The 19,847-nt window shown below is 58.6% G+C and carries 16 protein-coding genes and 1 tRNA gene; 11 read left to right on the top strand and 6 right to left on the bottom strand.

Annotated features, from left to right (window positions below):
• Nucleotides 1-3 precede the first annotated feature (3 nt).
• Complete coding sequence (locus HW450_RS04060; protein ID WP_182384945.1) at nucleotides 4-291, bottom strand: transposase; 288 nt, start codon at nucleotides 289-291, stop codon at nucleotides 4-6.
• A gap of 327 nt (nucleotides 292-618) precedes the next feature.
• Here HW450_RS04060 and HW450_RS04055 point away from each other — a divergent pair, with 327 nt between their 5' ends.
• Nucleotides 619-2,295 carry a hypothetical protein gene (locus HW450_RS04055; protein WP_182386720.1) on the top strand — a complete coding sequence of 559 codons (1,677 nt, stop codon included), beginning with the start codon at nucleotides 619-621 and terminating at the stop codon, nucleotides 2,293-2,295.
• 112 nt (nucleotides 2,296-2,407) lie between these two features.
• Nucleotides 2,408-2,481: transfer RNA gene (locus tag HW450_RS04050), tRNA-Met, on the top strand.
• A gap of 46 nt (nucleotides 2,482-2,527) precedes the next feature.
• Here HW450_RS04050 and HW450_RS04045 read toward each other — a convergent pair.
• Nucleotides 2,528-3,970, bottom strand: coding sequence for a tryptophan-rich sensory protein (locus HW450_RS04045; RefSeq protein WP_182386719.1), 1,443 nt, complete (start codon nucleotides 3,968-3,970; stop codon nucleotides 2,528-2,530).
• Nucleotides 3,971-4,079: 109 nt separating this feature from the next.
• Here HW450_RS04045 and HW450_RS04040 point away from each other — a divergent pair, with 109 nt between their 5' ends.
• The 3 genes from HW450_RS04040 (at nucleotide 4,080) to sucD (ending at nucleotide 6,966) form a co-directional block, all read left to right on the top strand.
• Nucleotides 4,080-4,724: a CPBP family intramembrane glutamic endopeptidase gene (locus tag HW450_RS04040; RefSeq protein ID WP_182386718.1), complete on the top strand. Its 645-nt coding sequence runs from the start codon at nucleotides 4,080-4,082 to the stop codon at nucleotides 4,722-4,724.
• Between the two features lie 165 nt (nucleotides 4,725-4,889).
• Nucleotides 4,890-6,065, top strand: coding sequence for an ADP-forming succinate--CoA ligase subunit beta (gene sucC / locus HW450_RS04035; protein ID WP_182386717.1), 1,176 nt, complete (start codon nucleotides 4,890-4,892; stop codon nucleotides 6,063-6,065).
• A gap of 16 nt (nucleotides 6,066-6,081) precedes the next feature.
• Nucleotides 6,082-6,966, top strand: a complete 885-nt coding sequence (sucD, locus tag HW450_RS04030) for a succinate--CoA ligase subunit alpha (protein WP_182386716.1) — start codon at nucleotides 6,082-6,084, stop codon at nucleotides 6,964-6,966.
• 341 nt (nucleotides 6,967-7,307) lie between these two features.
• Here the strand turns inward: sucD and hisC are convergent, their stop codons facing one another.
• From hisC to HW450_RS04010, 4 genes are read right to left on the bottom strand one after another with little or no spacing between them, the layout of a single operon-like run.
• Nucleotides 7,308-8,360 carry a histidinol-phosphate transaminase gene (gene hisC, locus HW450_RS04025; protein WP_182386715.1) on the bottom strand — a complete coding sequence of 351 codons (1,053 nt, stop codon included), beginning with the start codon at nucleotides 8,358-8,360 and terminating at the stop codon, nucleotides 7,308-7,310.
• Between the two features lie 15 nt (nucleotides 8,361-8,375).
• Entirely contained in the window at nucleotides 8,376-10,046 is a 1,671-nt protein-coding gene (locus tag HW450_RS04020; RefSeq protein ID WP_182386714.1) for an alpha-keto acid decarboxylase family protein, read from the bottom strand.
• Between the two features lie 19 nt (nucleotides 10,047-10,065).
• On the bottom strand, nucleotides 10,066-11,457 hold the full coding sequence (locus HW450_RS04015; protein ID WP_232843327.1) for an amino acid permease: 1,392 nt from the start codon (nucleotides 11,455-11,457) through the stop codon (nucleotides 10,066-10,068).
• Nucleotides 11,458-11,466: 9 nt separating this feature from the next.
• The gene (locus HW450_RS04010) at nucleotides 11,467-12,867 is read right to left on the bottom strand and encodes an aldehyde dehydrogenase family protein (RefSeq protein ID WP_182386713.1); all 1,401 of its coding nucleotides are present in this window, start codon (nucleotides 12,865-12,867) and stop codon (nucleotides 11,467-11,469) included.
• A 130-nt stretch (nucleotides 12,868-12,997) separates the two neighbouring features.
• Here HW450_RS04010 and HW450_RS04005 point away from each other — a divergent pair, with 130 nt between their 5' ends.
• From HW450_RS04005 to HW450_RS03980, 6 genes are all read left to right on the top strand, one after another.
• Nucleotides 12,998-13,930, top strand: coding sequence for an AraC-like ligand-binding domain-containing protein (locus tag HW450_RS04005; RefSeq protein ID WP_182386712.1), 933 nt, complete (start codon nucleotides 12,998-13,000; stop codon nucleotides 13,928-13,930).
• Nucleotides 13,931-14,086: 156 nt separating this feature from the next.
• On the top strand, nucleotides 14,087-14,368 hold the full coding sequence (locus HW450_RS04000; protein WP_182386711.1) for a FeoA family protein: 282 nt from the start codon (nucleotides 14,087-14,089) through the stop codon (nucleotides 14,366-14,368).
• Nucleotides 14,365-16,299, top strand: a complete 1,935-nt coding sequence (feoB, locus tag HW450_RS03995) for a ferrous iron transport protein B (RefSeq protein ID WP_232843326.1) — start codon at nucleotides 14,365-14,367, stop codon at nucleotides 16,297-16,299. Before HW450_RS04000 ends, feoB begins: the two co-directional genes overlap by 4 nt.
• The gene (locus HW450_RS03990) at nucleotides 16,296-16,553 is read left to right on the top strand and encodes a helix-turn-helix domain-containing protein (protein ID WP_182386710.1); all 258 of its coding nucleotides are present in this window, start codon (nucleotides 16,296-16,298) and stop codon (nucleotides 16,551-16,553) included. Before feoB ends, HW450_RS03990 begins: the two co-directional genes overlap by 4 nt.
• 207 nt (nucleotides 16,554-16,760) lie before the next feature.
• Nucleotides 16,761-18,257 (top strand): methylmalonyl-CoA carboxytransferase subunit 5S, encoded by a 1,497-nt coding sequence (locus HW450_RS03985; RefSeq protein ID WP_182386709.1) that lies wholly within the window; start codon nucleotides 16,761-16,763, stop codon nucleotides 18,255-18,257.
• 19 nt (nucleotides 18,258-18,276) lie between these two features.
• A complete protein-coding gene (locus HW450_RS03980; protein WP_182386708.1) occupies nucleotides 18,277-19,836 on the top strand; it encodes an acyl-CoA carboxylase subunit beta in 1,560 nt (519 codons plus the stop codon).
• The last annotated feature ends 11 nt before the right edge of the window (nucleotides 19,837-19,847 follow it).

The raw sequence follows: 19,847 nt of genomic DNA, 5'->3' as shown, positions 1-19,847 counted from the left end.
CTTCTACTGCTCCTTGGCAAAGAAGGCGCTGACTTTTTTTAAGAACTCGTTTTCAAGCTCCAGCTCCCGGATTCGTTTGGTCATTTCAGCTGGGTCTTGGGAGTTGGGGTCTGCTTTGCGCAGGTGAGAGCCGCGGCCGGTGCCTTGGGTGCCTTTGGCTTTGGCCACCCACCGGCCCAGAGCTGAGGAGGAGATCCCGTACTCGGCAGCGACTTCCTCGCGTGTCTTGCCCAACACGAGAACCGCATCCACGCACTGCTGTTGAAATTCTTTTGGATAAGCCTTCGGCATAATCACACATCCTTGTCGTTGAGGGTTTCACCGTCAACAAGAATCATGACAGCTCATCAGTGATCATGAACTCTGTCGACATTGAAACCGTTAGAAAACAAATGTTTCTTATCTCCGAGTCAAAAATGAGCAAATTTGGAACGGTCTATCAATACAGGCTGGATGAATCCTCAGTGCATAGGTGTTCGTCCGTAATACAGACAACGCGAGGTCAATTTGAAATAGCGTTGACTGATTATGATAAGAAGCTTTCTTCTTCAGAGGTTTGTGATGAGTCGGTGGCATTTCTTGAAATCCTTTACCCAGAAGTGGAGAAGAAGATCGGAAATGGAATTTCTACAGATTGATGCACCTATTCTCGAACGCCAGGTAAATGAAATCGGCGCGTTGGTTAATGAAGCAGAGAGCATATTTCTAACAGGCCAACAAGCCGGCCTCTCCGCTGCGTACTCTGAGGTCTCGGGGCTTGATCAGATGGGTGCTTCTCATGGGCTTGTTGTTCAGGGTGGCGCTGGTTCGGCGGTGCAGACGTTGCAGAAGTATGCGGAGCAGGTTGCTTGGTTGCGGGATGGTTTGAAGGCGACGGAGCGTTCGTTGGTGAGCCAGGAGGGGTTGGCTGAGCGGGCGTTGCAGATTGCTGATGAGGGCGGTGCTGTGGGGGCTGAGTCTACGTTGTTCCCTGCTCGTCCTGATCAGGTATTTGAGGATTTTTCGTTCCCTACGCCTTCGGTTTCTATTCCGGCGAGTTTGGCGGAGTTGAGTGCTGCGTTTGCGGCGACGGATGCTTCGGCTGTGGCTGCGTCAGTTGAGGCGTGGTCGGGGATGTCGAAGAATGCTGCGCAGCTAGCGGAGAACATTCGCACAACCGCGTGGGATATTGCTGAGATTAATAAGGCTGACAGCATTAATGCGGCGGTTGATCGTGCGCTTGAGGTTGCGGATGCTGCGGATGTTTTTGCGAATAATGCCGGGTTGATGTCGACGTCTGTGGAGTACATGGGGCAGGTGGTGCAGGCTAGTGGGGCTCATGTGGCGATGGCTGAGATGGCGATTGCGATGATTCCGGATCCTGTGGAGCGGAAGGCGGCTGAGCAGGAGTTTTTGAAGTCGTTTATGGGCTCTACCTTCCCGGCCGCGGTGGAGAGCACGATGCCGGTGATTCGTAATTTGATGAAGATGGAGCAGGTTGCGGCTGGAGGTGAGGAGCTGCAGGCGCAGATGGGGCTTGTCGACGGCAATGGCAAACCAGGTCCTATTGCCCGCATTCAGGCCGGCTCGCAGCAGTTAGAGCAGTTGGTTGCCCAGCCTCAGAACATGGGGCCGGGGAGTTTTGAGGCGATTGCTCAGAATATGCAGCAGCTCGATGCCATTGATCCGTCTATGGGTGGGTTTGGTTTGCCATCCTTGGGTGATTTCGGAACTGAAGTTTCCAGTGCGTTCGGTGGGATCAGCCCGGTAGGTGGGATGGTCGCAGATGTGCCTACGGGCGCGCATGCGGCAGTGACTCCGTACCAGTTCTCGCCCGTCGGTGGCGGTTTAGGGGCTGCGGGGACGCCGGGCGGGAAGATGGCTCCTGTTGGGGGCGTCGGCAAGCTTGCTGGTGGCGGTGGGGCGCTGGGGCCGACTGACCTGGCGCGTGGCAGTCAGCAGCTCGGGGCGATGCCTTCCATGGCTGGTGGTTCCCCTGCATTCGGTGGCGTGGGGCGCGCCGGAGCGGGTTCGGTTGGGGCCGGGCTTTCTGCAGGGCGGTCCGGCATGATAACTGCCCCGGGGCATTCGGTCGCGATGCCCGCTCAAGTTAGTGGGTCGAGTACCGGTTCAGCCATGGGCAGGGGAGTAGTGCCGATGGGTGGCGCTCCCTTGGCAGGGGCTCAGCAAGAGGATAAACGGGGCAAAGTGAAAACGGTGACCTCAGCGGTAGAAGAAGAAAGCAACCTGCATGCGTTGCTGGGTGATCTTCCGCCGGTAGTGCCGGGACCAATCGGGGCATGGGCGCGCGGTTAATTGCCTTTTGACCTGCGGATTGGCCAAGCGGGCGGGTGGTGTGTATAGTTAATCCCTGTTGCCGAGGCCACCGGTTAAACGGAAGGTTACGGCACGGTGAATTATCACCCGTCGCGGGGTGGAGCAGCTCGGTAGCTCGCTGGGCTCATAACCCAGAGGTCGTAGGTTCGAATCCTGCCCCCGCTACTAAGTAGACTCCCTAGTCACAGCAATGTGGCTAGGGAGTTTTTGTTTAACCGTTTCGCTTTGCGATTGCAGCGGTTAGGACAGTAGCGAATCCAGTCCACACAGCGTAAGGAGAAAGCAGTGCTCCACGTTGCGGTGCGGAACGCCACGCTCGCCTCACCAAATCAGCACTGCTCACCGCCAAGACCCCAGCCCACGCCGTAGCTAGCTTTCTGCGGCGCGAGCGGAAAAATACTCCCGTCCATCCAGCATTGAGGAGCAGGTTAACTGCGAGGGCACCGGCGTGCTTCTTCGCGGAGTCCCGGTTGTTTTCCTCCAGCTCATCGGACAGCACTAGCGCATTCATAATGGCGATGTCGGTGTAAAGAGCAGTCCACACGATAGGGAAGACAGACGCCGGAGGTTGCCAGCTCGGAAAATCTAGCTTCTTATACTCTTTGGTTTGCGTCGCCACGAAACCAGAACCTACTGCGCTACAGAGCGCAACCGCGGCACTTACCGACGTAAACGTTCGCATCCACCGATGGGTATCAAGCTCTTTTGTGGCTGCCAGAATCGCTTCACGAAACGTGAGATTTCCACCTTCAGGGGTGCCGGTGTAGCGCTCAAGGTCGCGTTCCTTCACCACAGTATCGTGCATGAGGCTGCCGATGAGTGGGCGCGCAATCTGCGCTTTCACATGCGTCACCAGCGAAATCCACTGGGCTGCAAGCTGAGGGGTTGCTACCGGGGCAGACAATATCAACCGTGGCCCCAATCCGGTTGCCTTCGCATATTCCTTCATCATGTCTGCGTAACGGAGAGTATCGGGGCCACCAATATCAAAAGTACGGTTGACTTCTTCCGGAAGGTCGGCGGCTCTAACGAGGTAGAACACAGCATCACGAACCGATATTGGCGTAATACGGTTACGGATCCACGATGGGCCAATCGCGCCAGGAAGCCGCTCTGAAAGGTGGCGCAGCATCTCGAATGACACCGAACCATCCCCGAGGACAACTCCGGCTTGAAGTACAGCGGCAGGCACCTGCGAGGACAGAAAAACCTCGCCTACCTCTACTCGGGAAGCCAAGTGTTCGGAAAGATCTTCGCCCTCGGGGTGCAAGCCACCAAGATAAACGATTCGTTTCACCCCCTCGGCCTCTGCAGCGGAAGCGAAAATCTTAGCCATGCGCAACTCAGTGTCTTTGAAGTCATTGGCATCTGACATTGAGTGCACCAGGTACCAGGCTACGTCGACACCCTGGAGCGCATCATGGACGTGGGAAAGCTGCGACGCATCGCCCTCGACAACCTCTACTTGTCCGGCGCCCGCATGCTCTCCCTCGGCGACGATTTTATCGCCCCATTCCATTCCTAACGCCTTCTCCCGGCTGCGGGACAGGGTGCGCACAGCCCACCCCTCTTCCAATAGACGTTTGGTGACATTACTTCCGACATATCCTGTTGCGCCCGTGACTAGGGCCTTACGAATGGTGGTTTGGTCCATAGTGGGGAGGTCCTCTCAGTAGTGGTTTTTCTAATCCAATAATTGGCACCCAGGGTACACAGCTTTAACGAGGGTGAATTCATCCTTCAGTTCGTGCAACACTGGCTTCATGCCCTCACCGACTACCTCTTTTTTGCAGCGACCAGCCCTGTGGCAAGTCGTTTTTCCCGCCACGCTGGGCGCGTCTGGGTTGTTCTTCGCTGCGCAGTCACCCCCAGCTTCCACAGGCTTTTATGCTGGTACCTTCTTCACCGCGGCAGTCTGGTTGGTTACGTGGTGGCGCTACGGAAACCGTGATGCCTATCGGGAGGGCCTTTCCGGTGTCACCCGTGGGGTGCTGGTGGGAAGCCTGCTGATTGTCTTTTTCATGGCAGGAGCTATGGCTGTGAGGATGATTCCAGTTCTAGCGGGTCCGGTCAGCGACCTCCTAGATAATATGCGGACAGGAACGGTGCTGTTGACGTTGATCACCTTGGTGGTCAATGGTGTGGGTGAAGAGATGTTTTTCAGGGATGTGGTGCAACGACACCTTGACAACGTTCTTCCAGGGCAAAGATCTGTGATTGTGCAGGTAGGAATCTACTTGCTGGTCACTATGGCGATGGGGGTTCCGCTATTAATTGTTGCAGCGTTGTTGGTGGGTGGGATAGCTACTTTCGAAGCTCGGCGTGCGGGAAATCTAGTTTCGGCAACGGCTCTCCACCTCACCTGGGGAGTCGGGATGGCCTTTCTGCTCCCGCCATTAATCCATTAGGAAATAGGGGGTAAACAGCGGGGGTGTTGACCTTTGCAAAAAGATTTGCTGTTACGCTGTGTTTGTGAATTATGCAAAGTGATGTAAATTGACCACCTTGTTATCTGTGAGGCAAGTCATATATCAATGTGGGGTATTGATTATTGACTGAAATGGAGACTCACAGTGGATCTTTACGAGTACCAAGCTCGAGATCTCTTTGAAAAGCATGGCGTCCCCGTCCTGTGCGGCATTGTGGCCACGAGCCCGATCCAAGCGGAACACGCTGCAGCGAAACTGGCAACCCCAGTTGTGGTGGTCAAAGCCCAAGTAAAAGTGGGCGGACGCGGTAAAGCTGGTGGCGTAAAGCTCGCGCATAGCCCAGCAGAGGCTGGACAGGTGGCAGACGACATCCTCGGACTCAAAATTAAAGGTCACACGGTTCGGAAGGTGATGGTCGCGGAAGGTGCTGACATTGCCGAGGAGTACTACTTCTCCATCCTCTTGGACCGCACCAAACGCCGCTACCTGGCGATGCTGTCTAAGGAAGGCGGGGTGGATATCGAAACCCTGGCCAAGGAGCGGCCAGAAGCGCTGGTCAAGCGGAACTTCTCACCGTTGGATGGCATGACGGACACCCTGGCACGTGAGATGGCTAGGGAAGCTGGATTTGATGCAGTGGACGTCGACAAGCTGGTGCCCGTCCTCAAACGCCTCTACCACGTCTACACCGCCGAAGACGCCACCCTCGTCGAGGTCAACCCCTTGGTCAAAACCGGTTCCGGCGACATCGTGGCACTGGATGGCAAAGTCACCCTCGATGACAACGCCGCCTACCGCCACCCCGACCACGCAGCGCTGGAGGACCATGGCGCAACTGACCCGCTGGAGCTCAAAGCGCAGAAAATGGGGCTCAACTACGTCAAGCTTGACGGTAATGTCGGCGTCATTGGCAACGGTGCCGGCCTGGTGATGTCCACCCTCGACGTGGTCGCCTACGCCGGCGAAGAACTACCCGGCCAGCCGCGGCCTGCGAACTTCCTCGACATCGGTGGCGGCGCCAACGCCGAAGTGATGGCCAACGGCCTTGAAGTGATCCTCGGCGACGCCCAGGTCAAATCAGTATTCGTCAACGTTTTCGGTGGAATCACCGCCTGCGACGAAGTAGCCAAAGGCATCGTCCAAGCGTTCCGCATCCTCGCCTCCGAAGGCATCGAACCGAAACCGCTGGTCGTGCGCCTCGACGGCAACAACGCAGAATTGGGACGAAGCATACTTTCCGACGCCAACCTCCCGAAACTCGAACAAGCAGACTCCATGGACGACGCCGCCCACCGCGCGGCCGAACTGGCATCGCAATAAAAAAGGGGCAACTGACATGGCAATCTTCCTTAACGAAAACTCGAAAATCATCGTCCAAGGCATGACCGGATCCGAAGGTCAAAAGCATACCCAACGGATGCTCAACTCCGGCTCCAACATCGTAGGTGGCGTGAACCCGAAACGTGCCGGCAGCAGCGTCACCTTCGACAACGACGTCACCATCCCTGTCTTCGGATCCGTCCGCGAAGCAATGCGCGCCACCGGGGCAGACACCACCGTCATCTTCGTCCCCGCCGCTTTCACGAAAGACGCAGTGGAAGAAGCGATCCGGGCAGAAATCCCGCTGTGCATCGTCATCACCGAAGGCATCCCAGTCAAAGACACCGCCGAATTCCACGCCCTCGCCAAAGAATCCGGCACCCGCCTGATCGGACCTAACTGCCCCGGAATCATCAGCCCAGGCAAATCCAACGCCGGCATCATCCCAGCCGAAACCGCCCCCAACCCAGGGCGAATCGGGCTCGTATCCAAATCCGGCACCCTCACTTACCAGATGATGTACGAACTCTCCGACATCGGCTTCTCCACCTGCGTCGGTATCGGCGGAGATCCGATCATCGGCACCACCCACATCGGCGTCATCGAGCAGTTTCAAAACGACCCCGACACCGAAGCCATCATCATGATCGGCGAAATCGGCGGTGACGCGGAAGAGCACGCAGCAGCCTACATCAAAGAACACGTCACCAAACCAGTAGTCGCCTACATCGCTGGCTTCACCGCCCCCGAAGGAAAAACCATGGGGCACGCGGGAGCAATCGTCTCCGGCAGCGCCGGAACCGCCGCAGGCAAACAAGTCGCCCTTGAAGCTGCTGGGGTGAAAGTCGGCAAAACACCATCACAAGCAGCAGCACTCATGCGGGAGCTACTAGCCCAATAGTTGATTGGGGATTGTGGTTTTTGGGGGTGTGTTGGCGGCGTTGACCCCGACATTACGCCCCCGAGATTGGTGGGCCGGAGCCACGACCCCGACATTACGCCCCCGAGGTTGCCCCAAAATCGTTGCGACGACCCCGAACTTCGGGAGGGTAATGTCGGGGAGAAAGCAAAATCACCCCACCGGGAAGCAATGTCGGGGCCAACACCCCAAAGCCCCAACGCAATATAGTTATGCCCCTTGACCAGGCGTTACCGAGGAAAGCGGAAATACTTAACCCACAAACAACCAAAGCAGCCCCCGTCGAAAAATTCTCGAAGGGGGCTGTATCCAGCTGAGGTGCGTTATTCAATCACGGTTTTCCATGCGGTGAGAAACGCGTCGGTTTCTTCATCTGTGGTGGCCGTGATGCGAATGCCTTCTGGGAAGGCACGGACGAGGACGCCGGCGTCGGCGAGCTTGTCGGCAAGTTCGAGTGGCCCGGTTCCAAGCGAAGCGAGCCCGGCCGCGGGGATCCATACGAAGTTGGCTTCGGATTCCAGGGCACCGTAGGGGGCGAGTTCCCGGGCGATGCGTTCGCGGGAGGTGACGGTGTGCGCGATACGTTCGTCCAGTTGGTCGCGTGCTTTGAGGGAGGCGACGGCGCCTGCCTGGGCGACGGCGTTCACGGAAAAGGGGATCGCAACCTTGTTGAGCGCTTCTATTATCTCCGTGGCGCCGAAAGCGTAGCCGACGCGGGCGCCGGCGAGGCTGTAGGCCTTGGAGAAGGTGCGCAGCCCGATGACGTTGGGGTGTGATTCCAGGAAGTCGGTGGCGACGGGCGTATCGGTGGCATTGTTGTATTCGAAGTAGGCTTCGTCGAGGGCCACGATGACGTCGGAGGGGACGGCGTCGAGGAAATCACGGAATTCTGCCGTGGTGACGGTTGTTCCAGTGGGGTTGTTGGGGTTGCACACGAAGATCAGCCGAGTGCGGTCGGTGATGGCGGCCGCCATGGCTGGCAGGTCCACGCCTTGCTCGGCGGTAAGTGGCACAGCCACTGGGTTTGCGCCGACTACCTGGGCAAAGAGTGGGTATGCCTCGAAGGAACGCCAGGGGAATACGACGTCGTCCCCGGCGCCGCAGGTGATCTGGACCAGCTGCTGGCACAGGGCGGAGGACCCGGTCCCCACGGCGACCTGTTCGAGTGTTAGGCCAAGGTGCGAGGCGAGGTCGGTGCGCAGCTGTACCGCTCCCATATCGGGGTAGCGGTGGAGCGACGCTGCGGCAGTGGTCATGGCGGTTACGGCGTCGGCAAGCGGCGGTTGCGTCGTTTCGTTGGAAGAGAGCTTGACTGCCCCTGGGTGGCGCTTGCCTGGGACGTAGACAGGCAGCGAGGCAAGGTCAGGTCGGATCATGAACAGCTCCTTACGTTACGGGTTGCGTGGGCCGCGTGGGCCGTAGTCAAAGTCGGCGGTCAGCGGGCCGAACACCTGCAGCCCACGTGGTGCGTCGAAGGGATCGAGGTGCACTTCCAGGAACGCTCCGGCATCGGATGCCTTGATCTGGTTCAGTGCGTCCTCCAGTTCCCCTTCAGTGCGGGCACTGTAGGACTGCATGGTGGTATCTCGCTTGAACACCTTAGGTAGTTCATTGTAGGACCAGTCTTGGATGTCATTGTAGTCCTCCTCCATACCGAGGATGAAGCGCTCGATGGTGTAGCCCTTGTTATTGACCAGCACGATGAGCGGTTTGAGGTCCTCTCGCAGGATAGTGGAAAGCTCCTGAGCTGTGAGTTGGAAGGACCCGTCGCCGATAAACAGCACGTGCCGACGCTCCGGGGCAGCCAACATCGAGCCGAGCAGCGCAGGCAGGGTGAAACCAATTGAGCCCCAAATCGGCGAGTTAATGTACTGCACCCCCTCGGGGAAGTGGAGCGGCCCGAGGCCGATGTTGGAGGTGCCCGCCTCTGCGATCACCACGTCACCTTCCCCGATGTGGCTGACCATCTGCGGCCACATGCGGGCATGAGTGAGAGGCGCCTGCTTATCGACGTCCACTGCTGCCTCTTCGTATGGCGCGGCCGCGGATTGCTCAGCGGCCGGGATCTGGTCGGCAATGGCGTCGAGAAGCTCCAGCGTATTAATGCCAACGAAGAACTCTCCGCCGACGTTGGCATGCTGATCGCCGAAGTTGATGATGTGTTCCTCGGGGAGCTCGTGGGTGTAGGACCCGGAGTTGACCTCGATGAAGCGTGGATTCGTGGTGACCAGGAAGTCGCAGTTTTCCACGCGTTCCTTCACACCCGGTGCGGAGGCGTTGCCGTTGTACGTGCCGATGAACAGTGGGTCGCGCTCGGAAAGGATGGCCTTTCCGGAGGAGAGCTGGGAGTACGGCACCTGGGCCTTGTCGATGATCCGTCGGAACTTTTCCGTGAAACCGTGGCGGTCGGTGTCCTGGTCGATCAAGATGATCGGATCGGTGGCTTCCTCGAAGCGTCGCAGCACAGCTGCGGTGGCAGCTTCCAAGCGCTCCTTGTCGGAGATGGCCAAATCCGTGGAAAATGGCTGGTCAGGAACCTCAATGGTGAGGTGGGTGATGTCAGAAGGGATCTGAATGTGCACCGGCCGCTTTTCGCGCAGACAGGTGTGCAGCGCCCGGTCAAACTCCTCCACCACGTTCATTGGGGTGACACGACATGAGATTTCCGTAAAAGGTGCGATAGCTTCGAGCATGTTCGCGTAATCGCCATCCGCTAGAGAATGGTGCATCGCCCACCGATACTCGGTGGCATACAACGGCGGCGCACCTGCAAGAGACACCACGGGTACATGCTCAGCTCGGGCACCAGCAATTCCGTTGAGCGCGGACAACTCGCCCACACCATAGGTAGTGAGCAGACAGCCAACACCACGCTGGCGAGCATAGCCATCAGCTGCGTAAGCCGCGTTGAGCTCGTTACAGCTACCAACAAATCGGATACCAGGGGTTTCCTTTACCTGCTCGAGGAAGCTGAGGTTGAAGTCGCCTGGCACGCCGATGATCTCGGAAATGCCAATAGCTTTGAGTCGATCGAGGATGAATTCACCCACGGTGGTCTGCATGAAGAATCAGTGTCCTTTTCTAGTTAGTCGTTTGGCGCTTTTCGTGTGCTTGTTTACCCGCCCAGATCACACCGAGGAGCAAAATCCAGAGTGGAAGTGCGACGACACCCATCCGATAGTCGGGGAGGAAAGCCATCAACACGACAATCATGGCGAAGAACGCCAGGCACAGCATGTTTGCGATGGGGAACAAGGGAGCGCGGTACGCGGAGGACTTACCTTTAATGGCGTATTCCTTACGGAATTTCCAGTGTGCGATGGCGATGGCCGACCAGGAAATTAGTTCAGCGCCCACGATGATGGCGATGAAGACCATGAGCAGTTTGCCTTCGAACAGGTAGTTGAGCAGCACGGCGGTGCCCATCAGTCCGGCATTAAACAACAAGGCCCGCAGCGGCACGCCCTTCTTGGTAGTTGCCGAGAAGAACGGTGGTGCTTGGCCACCGAGCGACAGGTCCCGAAGCATACGGGTGCCGGAGAACGTCATGGTGTTAAACACAGACAGCGCGGCGACTAGCACGATGAGGTTGAGCCCGGTAGCTGCACCGGAGATACCGATTGTGGTTAGTGCACGCACGAATGGTGAGGTGGCGGTATCCAACTGATTCCACGGCGCCAGCAGGACGATGATTGACATGCCACCGATGTAGAAAATCAAAATACGCCAGATGACGGAGTTGATGGCGTTGGGCAAAGTCTTTGCTGGGTCTTGGGTTTCGCCCGCCGCGGTGCCGATGGACTCGATGCCACCGAAGGCGAAAATCACAGCGACTAACGAGAACAGGACTCCAACCGCACCGTTAGGGAAAATACCGCCATTTTCGGTGATGTTTTTCATACCCAGGGCAGGTTCTGGAGTCAGGCCCAATACGATTGCAGCCCCGACCACAATCATGAGGATAAGAGCTGCGACCTTGATGAAGGATAGCCAGAACTCAGCCTCGGCGAACGCCCCCACATGCACCAAATTAATAGCGGTAACCACCAGCAGGGTCACCAGCGCTGTCACCCAGTGCGGTAGTTCTGGGAACCAAAAGTCCATGATGGTACCCGCTGCCGTCAGTTCCAGCATCCCCACCACGATGGTGGTGAACCACCAGTTCCAGCCGGTGATAAACCCTGCGCGGGGGCCAATGTAATGGCGTGCATATGCGCTGAAAGAACCCGATACGGGGTGCTCAACGGCCATTTCGCCCAGCATGCGCATGATCAAGTAGATGATGAATCCGCCGATGGCGAAAGCCAACACCACGCTCGGGCCAGCTTGCTGGATTGATGCACCAGAACCGAGGAAGAGGCCAGTGCCAATGGCGGAGCCGAACGAGATCATCTGCAGATGGCGGGACTTCATTCCGCGATGCAGACCGTCATCCTGGTGCAGGAATTCTTTATCTGGAGCAGTAATGGTCAAGATCCCTCCTTAGCCGTTGATGATGTGTGGATAAGCCAGACCCTTGAGGCCTTCGGTGCCGAATTCGACGCCGTAACCGGAGGATTTGATGCCACCGAACGGCACCCGAGGATCCACTGCGCCATGAGAGTTGATCCAGGTAGTACCCGCTTCCAGTCGGCTTGCTACTCCCAGGGCGCGGTCACGATCTGATGACCACACGGACGACCCCAGTCCCACATCCAGAGAGTTGGCCTGTTCGATGGCCCAATCCAGATCGGTGTACTTGATGATCGGCAGCGCCGGGCCGAACTGCTCCTCGGTGACCAATGGATTCTCTGGGTCAATGTCTGCGATGAGGGTGGTGGGGTAGAAGTAGCCGGGTGCCTCGTAATCAGGGTTGGCTCCGGTCAGGACGCGCGCACCTGAGGCGACGGCTTCTTTCACCAAGCCGTCGACGATGTCGAACTGGGCCTTGTTCTGCAGCGGGCCGAGGACGTTGTTTTCGTCGAGTCCGACACCCATGGGGGAGGCTTCGGCTACGGCGAGGAGTGCGTCGCATACGGCGTCGTAAAGCGAGGCTGGAACGTAAAGGCGCTTCATCGCTGCGCAGGTCTGGCCGGTGTTAATGAAGGCGCCCCAGAAGAGGTCGCCGGCGATGGCTGCTGGGTCGGCGTCGTCGAGGACGATGCCGGCGTCGTTGCCGCCGAGCTCCAGCGTGAGTGGCGTGAGGCCTTCCGCAGATGCAGAGACGATCTTCTTGCCGGTGGCGGTAGAGCCGGTAAACATGAGCTTGTCAATGCCAGCGTGCGTCGAGAGGGCAGCTCCAACGTCACCACCGCCCGTGACTACCTGCACGACGTCCTGAGGGAGGACTTCGTTGATGGTTTTCACCAGAGCGAGCACAGACAGCGGGGTGTATTCCGACGGCTTAACGACGACCGTGTTGCCCATACGAACTGCCGGAGCAATTTGCCAGATGGTAATCATCATGGGCCAGTTCCATGGGCCGATCGCCCCGACCACACCGAGTGGTTTGTAGGTCACGGTCGCGGTGACATCGGCGTCAACTGCGACATAGTCCGGCGAATCGAAGGACGCGGTGGCGCGCAGCCACCCGGCACAGGCACCGACTTCAAAGCGGGCGTTCGGGCCATTGAGGGGTTTGCCCTGTTCCCGGGAGAGCAGTTCCGCGAGGGCTTCGGCCTTTGCCTCGATGGCATCAGCGGCGCGCATGAGCAGTTCGCTGCGCTCTTCATGGCTGAGTTGGGCCAAGCCCGGAGCGGCAGCGCGGGCGCGTGCGACTGCGGCATCGACATCAGCGGGAGTGCCTACTGGGCAACAACCGAGGGATTCTCCGGTAGCTGGGTTGAAGATTTCCTGGCCTTCGCTGGTGACGACGGACTCGAGCAGCGCTGAAAAGTCAGACATGAGTGCCTCCTTTGGGGGGACAAACGACAGAACGTTCCCCAATGTTGCCCCGATCACAGCGATAGGAGTTGACTTTCAGTGCACGCAATTTGGCTTTAAATGTGCGCTGCGTCACTTTAAGATGGTGGGCATGACACCACCAATGTCGGAAGAATTTACCCTCGCCCAGTGGCGCAGTGCGGTGACCTCGCACTTTGGAAAGATGGATATCAGGAGCGCCCCTGGCGGAGCGTTCTCGGCGCGCATGTCGGCGGCAACCTTAGGGGAGATTGCCCTCTTTGACATGATCACGTCGCCCCATACTGTTCGCAGGACAAGCGAATCCATCGGTATGGACCGTGAGCCGTTCTGTAAGCTCAGCTTGCAACTTGAAGGCTCCTCTGCGATGACGCAGGACGGGCGAACCTGCGTCCTGCATCCGGGGGACCTGGCTCTGTACGTTACCCAGCGGCCTTATGAGTTGGTGTACGAGCAACCCCAGCACACGCTGGTGGTGTATTTTCCGCAGCGCTATTTGAATTTCACGCCCAACCAGATTGAAGCACTCACCGCCTCTCCTATTTCTCGCTGCTCGGGACTGGGGAGGGTGGCCATCCCGATGTTCGAGCAGCTAGCCACCAATATTGATGTGCTCGACGGGGAACATGCTGAAGCTTTAGTGCGGTCGGCGTTGAACATGTTGATCTCCGTGTTTTCTTCGGAATATGCTGCTGAGCTGGAATCTGGAACTGCCAATCTCCTCTTTAGGCAAGCGACAGCTTTTATTGAGCAGAATCTCCATGATGCAGACCTTTCGCCGGGCATGATTGCAGCTGCGCTGTTCGTGAGCGTGCGACACCTGCATGCGCAGTTTGCTACTCAAGGGGTCACGGTCGCGGCATATATTCGGGGCCGGCGGCTGGAGCGGGTGAAAAATGACCTCGCTGACCCTGCCCACGCGACAGAATCGATTCATCACATTAGTAGTCAGTATGGCTTTCATGAGCCCTCGCACTTTTCTCGAGTGTTCAAGGCTGAATTTGGGGAAGCACCCCGAGTGTTCCGGGCCCGGATGTTGGGATAGCGCGAGCCGGTCCTGAAGAACAGGGGCTATAAGGGGATTTTTAGCGCCTTACTCATTGTCTTCCCCCGCTTACAGTTTAAGGTAAGGCTTACCAAGATGAGGGTAGGGGGACCTAAGAAACTCTCCCGGGGAAGTACAGCAGTAACGGTAATGACCATGTTCAAGCTCAAGAGCAGAGTGCAGTGCGAACGTAAAGACTGCATCTCTGCGGACCAAGCACCAGTCGGCTGCTGCGCTAGCCTCCCAGAGTGCTGCCTTGAACGAGCGATCGAGCGTGATCCGGCGCTGGCGATGCGACTCGAAGAACTCGGAATCCGTCCTGGCATGAGCGTTAAGCTTGGCCAAAAAGTTGCTGGTGGCGGACGCATCGTTACCGTTGGAACAGCGCGATACGCCATCGATCGCGTCACCCTCCGTCACCTCGACGTCACGCTGTGAGCGGCAAGCCTGCCAACATTCCTAGCTGCCAGGCTGCAGCATCCACCGTGGTAGCCCCGAAGGGGTCGCCAATCGTGGCGCTCATTGGCGCGCCTAACTCAGGAAAGTCCACCACCTTTAACACGCTCACCGGTGCGAAAGTAAAGACCGGCAACTGGCCGGGGACCTCCGTTGAGGTGAGCCGAGGTGTGTGGAAAACCCAGGATGGCATGGCGTTGGATGTCATCGACTTCCCCGGAACCTATTCCTTGGACCCGCTCAGCCCAGATGAAGAGCTCACCCGGGACATGCTCATCGAGCGTGCCGAGGACGAACGCCCCGACCTGGCGGTAGTTGTGGTTGACGCTACGGCTCCCGCACGCGGACTCAATCTCGCTTTTCAGCTTGCCGAGCACCCCTATCGCATTGTCCTCGCTGTGACCAAGATGGATCTGGCCCAAGCGCAGGGCATCTCCGTCGACGTCCAGCGCCTCGCTGAGGTCACTGGTATTCCAGCCGTGGTAGTGAACGGTCGAAAGTTTGAGGGGCTGGCAGACCTGGAGCAGGTTGTGCTCGCGCAACTAGGCCGCCCGAAGGTGCAGGTGCGCGTGGGGGATGGCGTCGAGAAGCGCTTTGCTGACCTTGACGATGCCGTTAAGGCAGCCGTCGTGGAGGGCGAAGAGCGGGAAACCTGGACGCAGCGCATTGACCGCGTTGTGCTCCGCCCCTTCCTCGGTCCCCTGATCTTCCTCGGCGTGATGTGGCTGGTTTTCAAGATCACCATCACTGTGGCTGCGCCGCTGCAAGACGGTCTGGAATCGCTGATCAACGGCTGGTTCGGCGGGGTAGTCTCCGACGGACTCGCCGCGGCAGGGTGGGATCACCCGTTGGTGACCGGCCTGCTTGTCGACGGCCTCATTGGTAGCGTCGGCATGGTACTAACGTTTGCGCCGCTGCTTGCGCTCATGTTCCTTTGCCTGGCGGTCCTGGAAGATTCCGGTTACATGGCCCGCGCGGCCGTGGTGACAGACCGGGTGATGCAGTCTATTGGCCTGCCTGGCAAAGCATTTATTCCGATCGTGGTCGGCTTTGGCTGCAACGTGCCCGTGATCTCCGCAACTCGCGTGCTGGGTAGCCCCCGCCACCGCATCCTCACGTCGTTGCTCATTCCGTTCACCTCATGCTCGGCGCGGTTGATCGTGTTCCTCATGCTGGCGACGATCTTCTTCCCAGACCATGCCGGTAGCGCAGTGTTTGCGATGTACGTGCTATCGATCGTGTTGATCGTGGTGACGGGCCTGCTGCTGCGCTCGACATTGTGGCGCGCTATGCCCAGCGAGGCCTTGGTCATTGATCTGCCAACCTATCAGTTACCGACAGCCCGCATGGCGGGCTCCGTCACCTGGCAGCGACTGCGTGGCTTCCTGGAAACCGCTGGTGGCATCATCGTCACGACCGTTGTGGTGGTGTGGCTGCTCATGGCTATCCCGGTTCGCGGTGATCATGATATTACCGATGTACCACCGCAGGATTCCGCCTTTGGTGTTGTCTCCGAAACAATCTCTCCGGTGTTCCAACCAGCTGGTTTCGGTTCGTGGAGCCTGACCGGGCCTCTCATCACCGGATTTGTGGCTAAGGAAGCGGTTATTTCGACCTGGGCACATGTCTACGCCGTGGAGGATGTCACCGACGCAGCGCCCGAAGAACAAGCAGAATCTGCTCTGTCCAAGAACATTCGCCAAGATTTTGAGGACACTTCTGGCGGTCACGCGTTGGCGGCGGTGTGGGCCTTCATAATCTTCATGCTCTCCTACACCCCGTGCGCGGCGACTATTGCGGCGCAACGCCGGGAAATTGGGGCCAAGTGGACCCTCTTCGGCTTCGCCGTGCAATTCGCCGGTTCGTGGATCCTCGCGGTCGTGGCATTCCAGATCCTCAAGGTGTTCCTATGACCCCCACCGAACTGGTACGCGCCGCGATTAGCGCTGGCTGTGGCACCGTGGCTGACATCGCGCGCCACAGCGGACTATCTCGCAGCACGGTCGAGCTTGTCATGGTGTATATGGGACACACCGGCGAATTAGTGCGAGAAAGCCTAAGCTCTTGTCCCACCTCCGGCTGTGGTTCCTGTTCTCACAACTCAGGCTGTAGTGGTTCCACGGGTGCGCGGGGCCCGGTATTACTCAAGCTGACCCGCGGTGGTTAGTAAACCAAGCACGAAAAACAACATAAGCAGACACCAAACAAAGAAATTCGTGCAAGTATGGGCAATTTCACTGTGACGCCCGCCATGTGAAATTGTTAGCAAAACCGCAGCTCACGTGAGATGAGGCTGTCCGAAAAGCCAACGTTGGGTTGCGCAACTGCCTTACAGCCAGTGCGCGAAACTCCAAGCTGACCTAACCTTGAGTGCATGAGCCCACGAAAAATTGGTGTTACTGAGGTTGCCCTCCGCGATGCTCACCAAAGCCTCATGGCCACCCGCATGGCCATGGAAGACATGGTCGGAATCTGCGAAGAAATTGATCAAGCTGGTTTCTGGTCCGTCGAGTGCTGGGGCGGCGCGACCTTCGACTCCTGCATCCGCTTCCTGAACGAAGACCCCTGGGAGCGCCTGCGCACCTTCCGCAAACTGATGCCCAACTCCCGCCTGCAGATGCTGCTGCGTGGCCAGAACCTCCTCGGCTACCGCCACTACGAAGACATGGTGGTGGACAAATTCGTAGAGAAGTCCGCCGAAAACGGCATGGACGTGTTCCGCGTTTTCGACGCCCTCAATGACCCACGCAACCTGGAGCGAGCCATGAACGCGGTCACCCGCGTCGGCAAGCATGCACAGGGCACAATCTGCTACACCGTCTCCCCGCTGCACACGGTGGAAGGATACATTGAGCAGGCCGGTCGCCTCCTGGACATGGGCGCGTCCTCCATCGCGCTGAAGGATATGGCTGCGCTGCTCAAGCCGCAGCCTGCGTATGACATCGTCAAGGGCATCAAGGAAACCTACGGCGAAGATACCCAGGTGAACGTCCACTGCCACTCCACCACCGGCGTGACCCTGGTGACGCTGATGAAGGCCATCGAGGCCGGCGCTGACGTTGTCGACACCGCAATTTCCTCCATGTCCCTCGGCCCGGGACACAACCCCACCGAGGCCCTGGTGGAAATGCTTGAAGGCACCGAGTACGACACCGACCTGGACATGGACAAGCTGATCAAGATCCGCGATCACTTCAAGGCAGTTCGCCCGAAGTACAAGGAATTTGAATCCAAGACCCTGGTGGACACGAACATCTTCCTGTCCCAGATCCCAGGCGGCATGCTCTCGAATATGGAATCCCAGCTGCGCGCGCAGGGCGCTGGCGATCGTATCGATGAAGTGATGCAGGAAGTGCCACGCGTCCGTAAGGATGCCGGTTACCCGCCACTGGTGACCCCGTCCTCTCAGATCGTTGGTACCCAGGCGGTGTTCAACGTGCTGATGGGACGCTACAAGGTTATGACCGCGGAATTCGCGGACCTAATGCTCGGCTACTACGGCGAGTGCATCGGCGAGCGCGACCCAGAGCTGATCAAGCAGGCCGCCGAACAGACGAAGAAGGAGCCTATCTCCGTCCGCCCGGCCGATCTGCTGGAACCAGAGTGGGACAAGCTGGTTGGGGAAGCCCAGGCCCTGGAGGGCTTCGACGGCACCGACGAGGACGTTCTCACCAACGCACTGTTCCCAGGTGTGGCGCCGGGCTTTTTCAAGACCCGCCCAGACGGCCCGAAGAACGTGGGCAAGACCGCCGAGCAGCTTGAGAAGGAAAAGGCCCAAGCCTCCGGCGCAGCTAACGCTATCCGCGAGCCAATCCAGTACAAGGTCACCGTCGGTGGCCGCAGCCAGACCGTCAAGGTCGAGCCAGCCTAAGATAGGGACAAATCGTACAATGACTATTCACGAACCTTCTATGCAGGAACGCCTCGAGAAGCTCGAGGAAGCACGCGCCAAGGTTGCCCTCGGTGGTGGCGAGGCGAAGCTGGAGAAGCAGCACGAGCGCGGCAAGCTCACCGCCCGCGAACGCATCGAGCTGCTTATCGACGACGACACCTTCCGCGAAACCGGGATGTTTGCCAAGCACCGCACCACCGAGTTCGGTATGGACAAGGCTGAGGCCCCAGCCGACGGCGTCGTTACGGGCGTGGGTGCTGTCTTTGGTCGCCCCGTCCATGTCGCTTCGCAAGACTTCACTGTGATGGGTGGCTCTGCTGGCGAGACCCAGTCCAACAAGGTCGCCGCCATGATGGAAGCATCCGCGACCACCGGTACTCCGTTCATCTTCATCAACGACTCCGGTGGCGCCCGCGTCCAGGAGGGCATCGACTCGCTCTCCGGATACGGCAAGGTGTTCTACCAAAACGTGTTGCTTTCTGGCCTGGTGCCACAGGTGTCCATTATCGCAGGCCCGTGTGCTGGCGGTGCTGCCTACTCACCAGCGCTGACAGACTTCATCATCCAGACCCGCAAAGCCAACATGTTCATCACCGGCCCTGGCGTGATCAAGTCCGTGACCGGCGAAGTCGTGACCTCAGAACAGCTCGGTGGCCCGGACGCACACATGTCCAAGGCCGGCAACATCCACTTCATCGCGGATGACGACGAGCAGGCCGTTCTGATCGCGCAGAAGCTCCTGAGCTTCCTGCCACAGAACAACACCGAGGAACCACCAGTGGTGGACCCGGATTACATCGTGGAACCCGACGAGTCCATGCGTGACATCGTTCCCGTTGAGGGCAAGAAGGGCTACGACGTCCGCGAAGTGATCACCCGCATCGTAGACCGCGGCGACTTCCTTGAATCCCAGGCAGGCTTCGCACAGAACATCGTGGTCGGTTTCGGTCGCGTGGTGGGCCGTACCGTGGGTATCGTCGCGAACCAGCCGAACGTCATGTCCGGCGTGCTGGACATCGACTCCTCCGACAAGGCTTCGAGTTTCATCCGCTTCTGCAACGCCTTCAATATTCCGCTGGTCACCCTGGTGGACGTGCCGGGCTTCATGCCGGGCGTCGCTCAGGAGCACGGGGGTATCATCCGCCACGGTGCGAAGATGCTCTACGCCTACTCCTCGGCAACGGTGCCAAAGATCACCGTCGTGCTGCGTAAGTCGTACGGTGGCGCGCACCTGGCGATGTGCTCCAAGGATCTCGGGGCTGACCGGGTCTTTGCTTGGCCGACCGCCGAGATCGCCGTCATGGGTGCTGATGGTGCTGTGAACGTGGTGTTCCGCAAGGAGATCGAGAACGCCGAGGACCCAGAAACCAAGCGCGCTGAACTGGTCCAGCTGTACAAGGACACGTTCTCCACGCCGTTCATGGCCGCCTCGCGCGGGCTTGTCGACGACATCATCGACCCAGCCAACACCCGCTCCGAAATTGCCATGGCCCTGGAAGTCCTCGCTAACAAGCGTGTCTTCCGCCCAGCCAAGAAGCACGGCCTCGGCCCCGCCTAAGGATGATGCGT

Origin of the sequence: Corynebacterium hindlerae (assembly GCF_014117265.1) — a bacterium.
GTDB lineage: Bacteria > Actinomycetota > Actinomycetes > Mycobacteriales > Mycobacteriaceae > Corynebacterium > Corynebacterium hindlerae.
The sequence above is the reverse complement of the archived record's forward strand: the minus strand, read 5'-3'. Positions and strand labels throughout refer to the sequence as shown.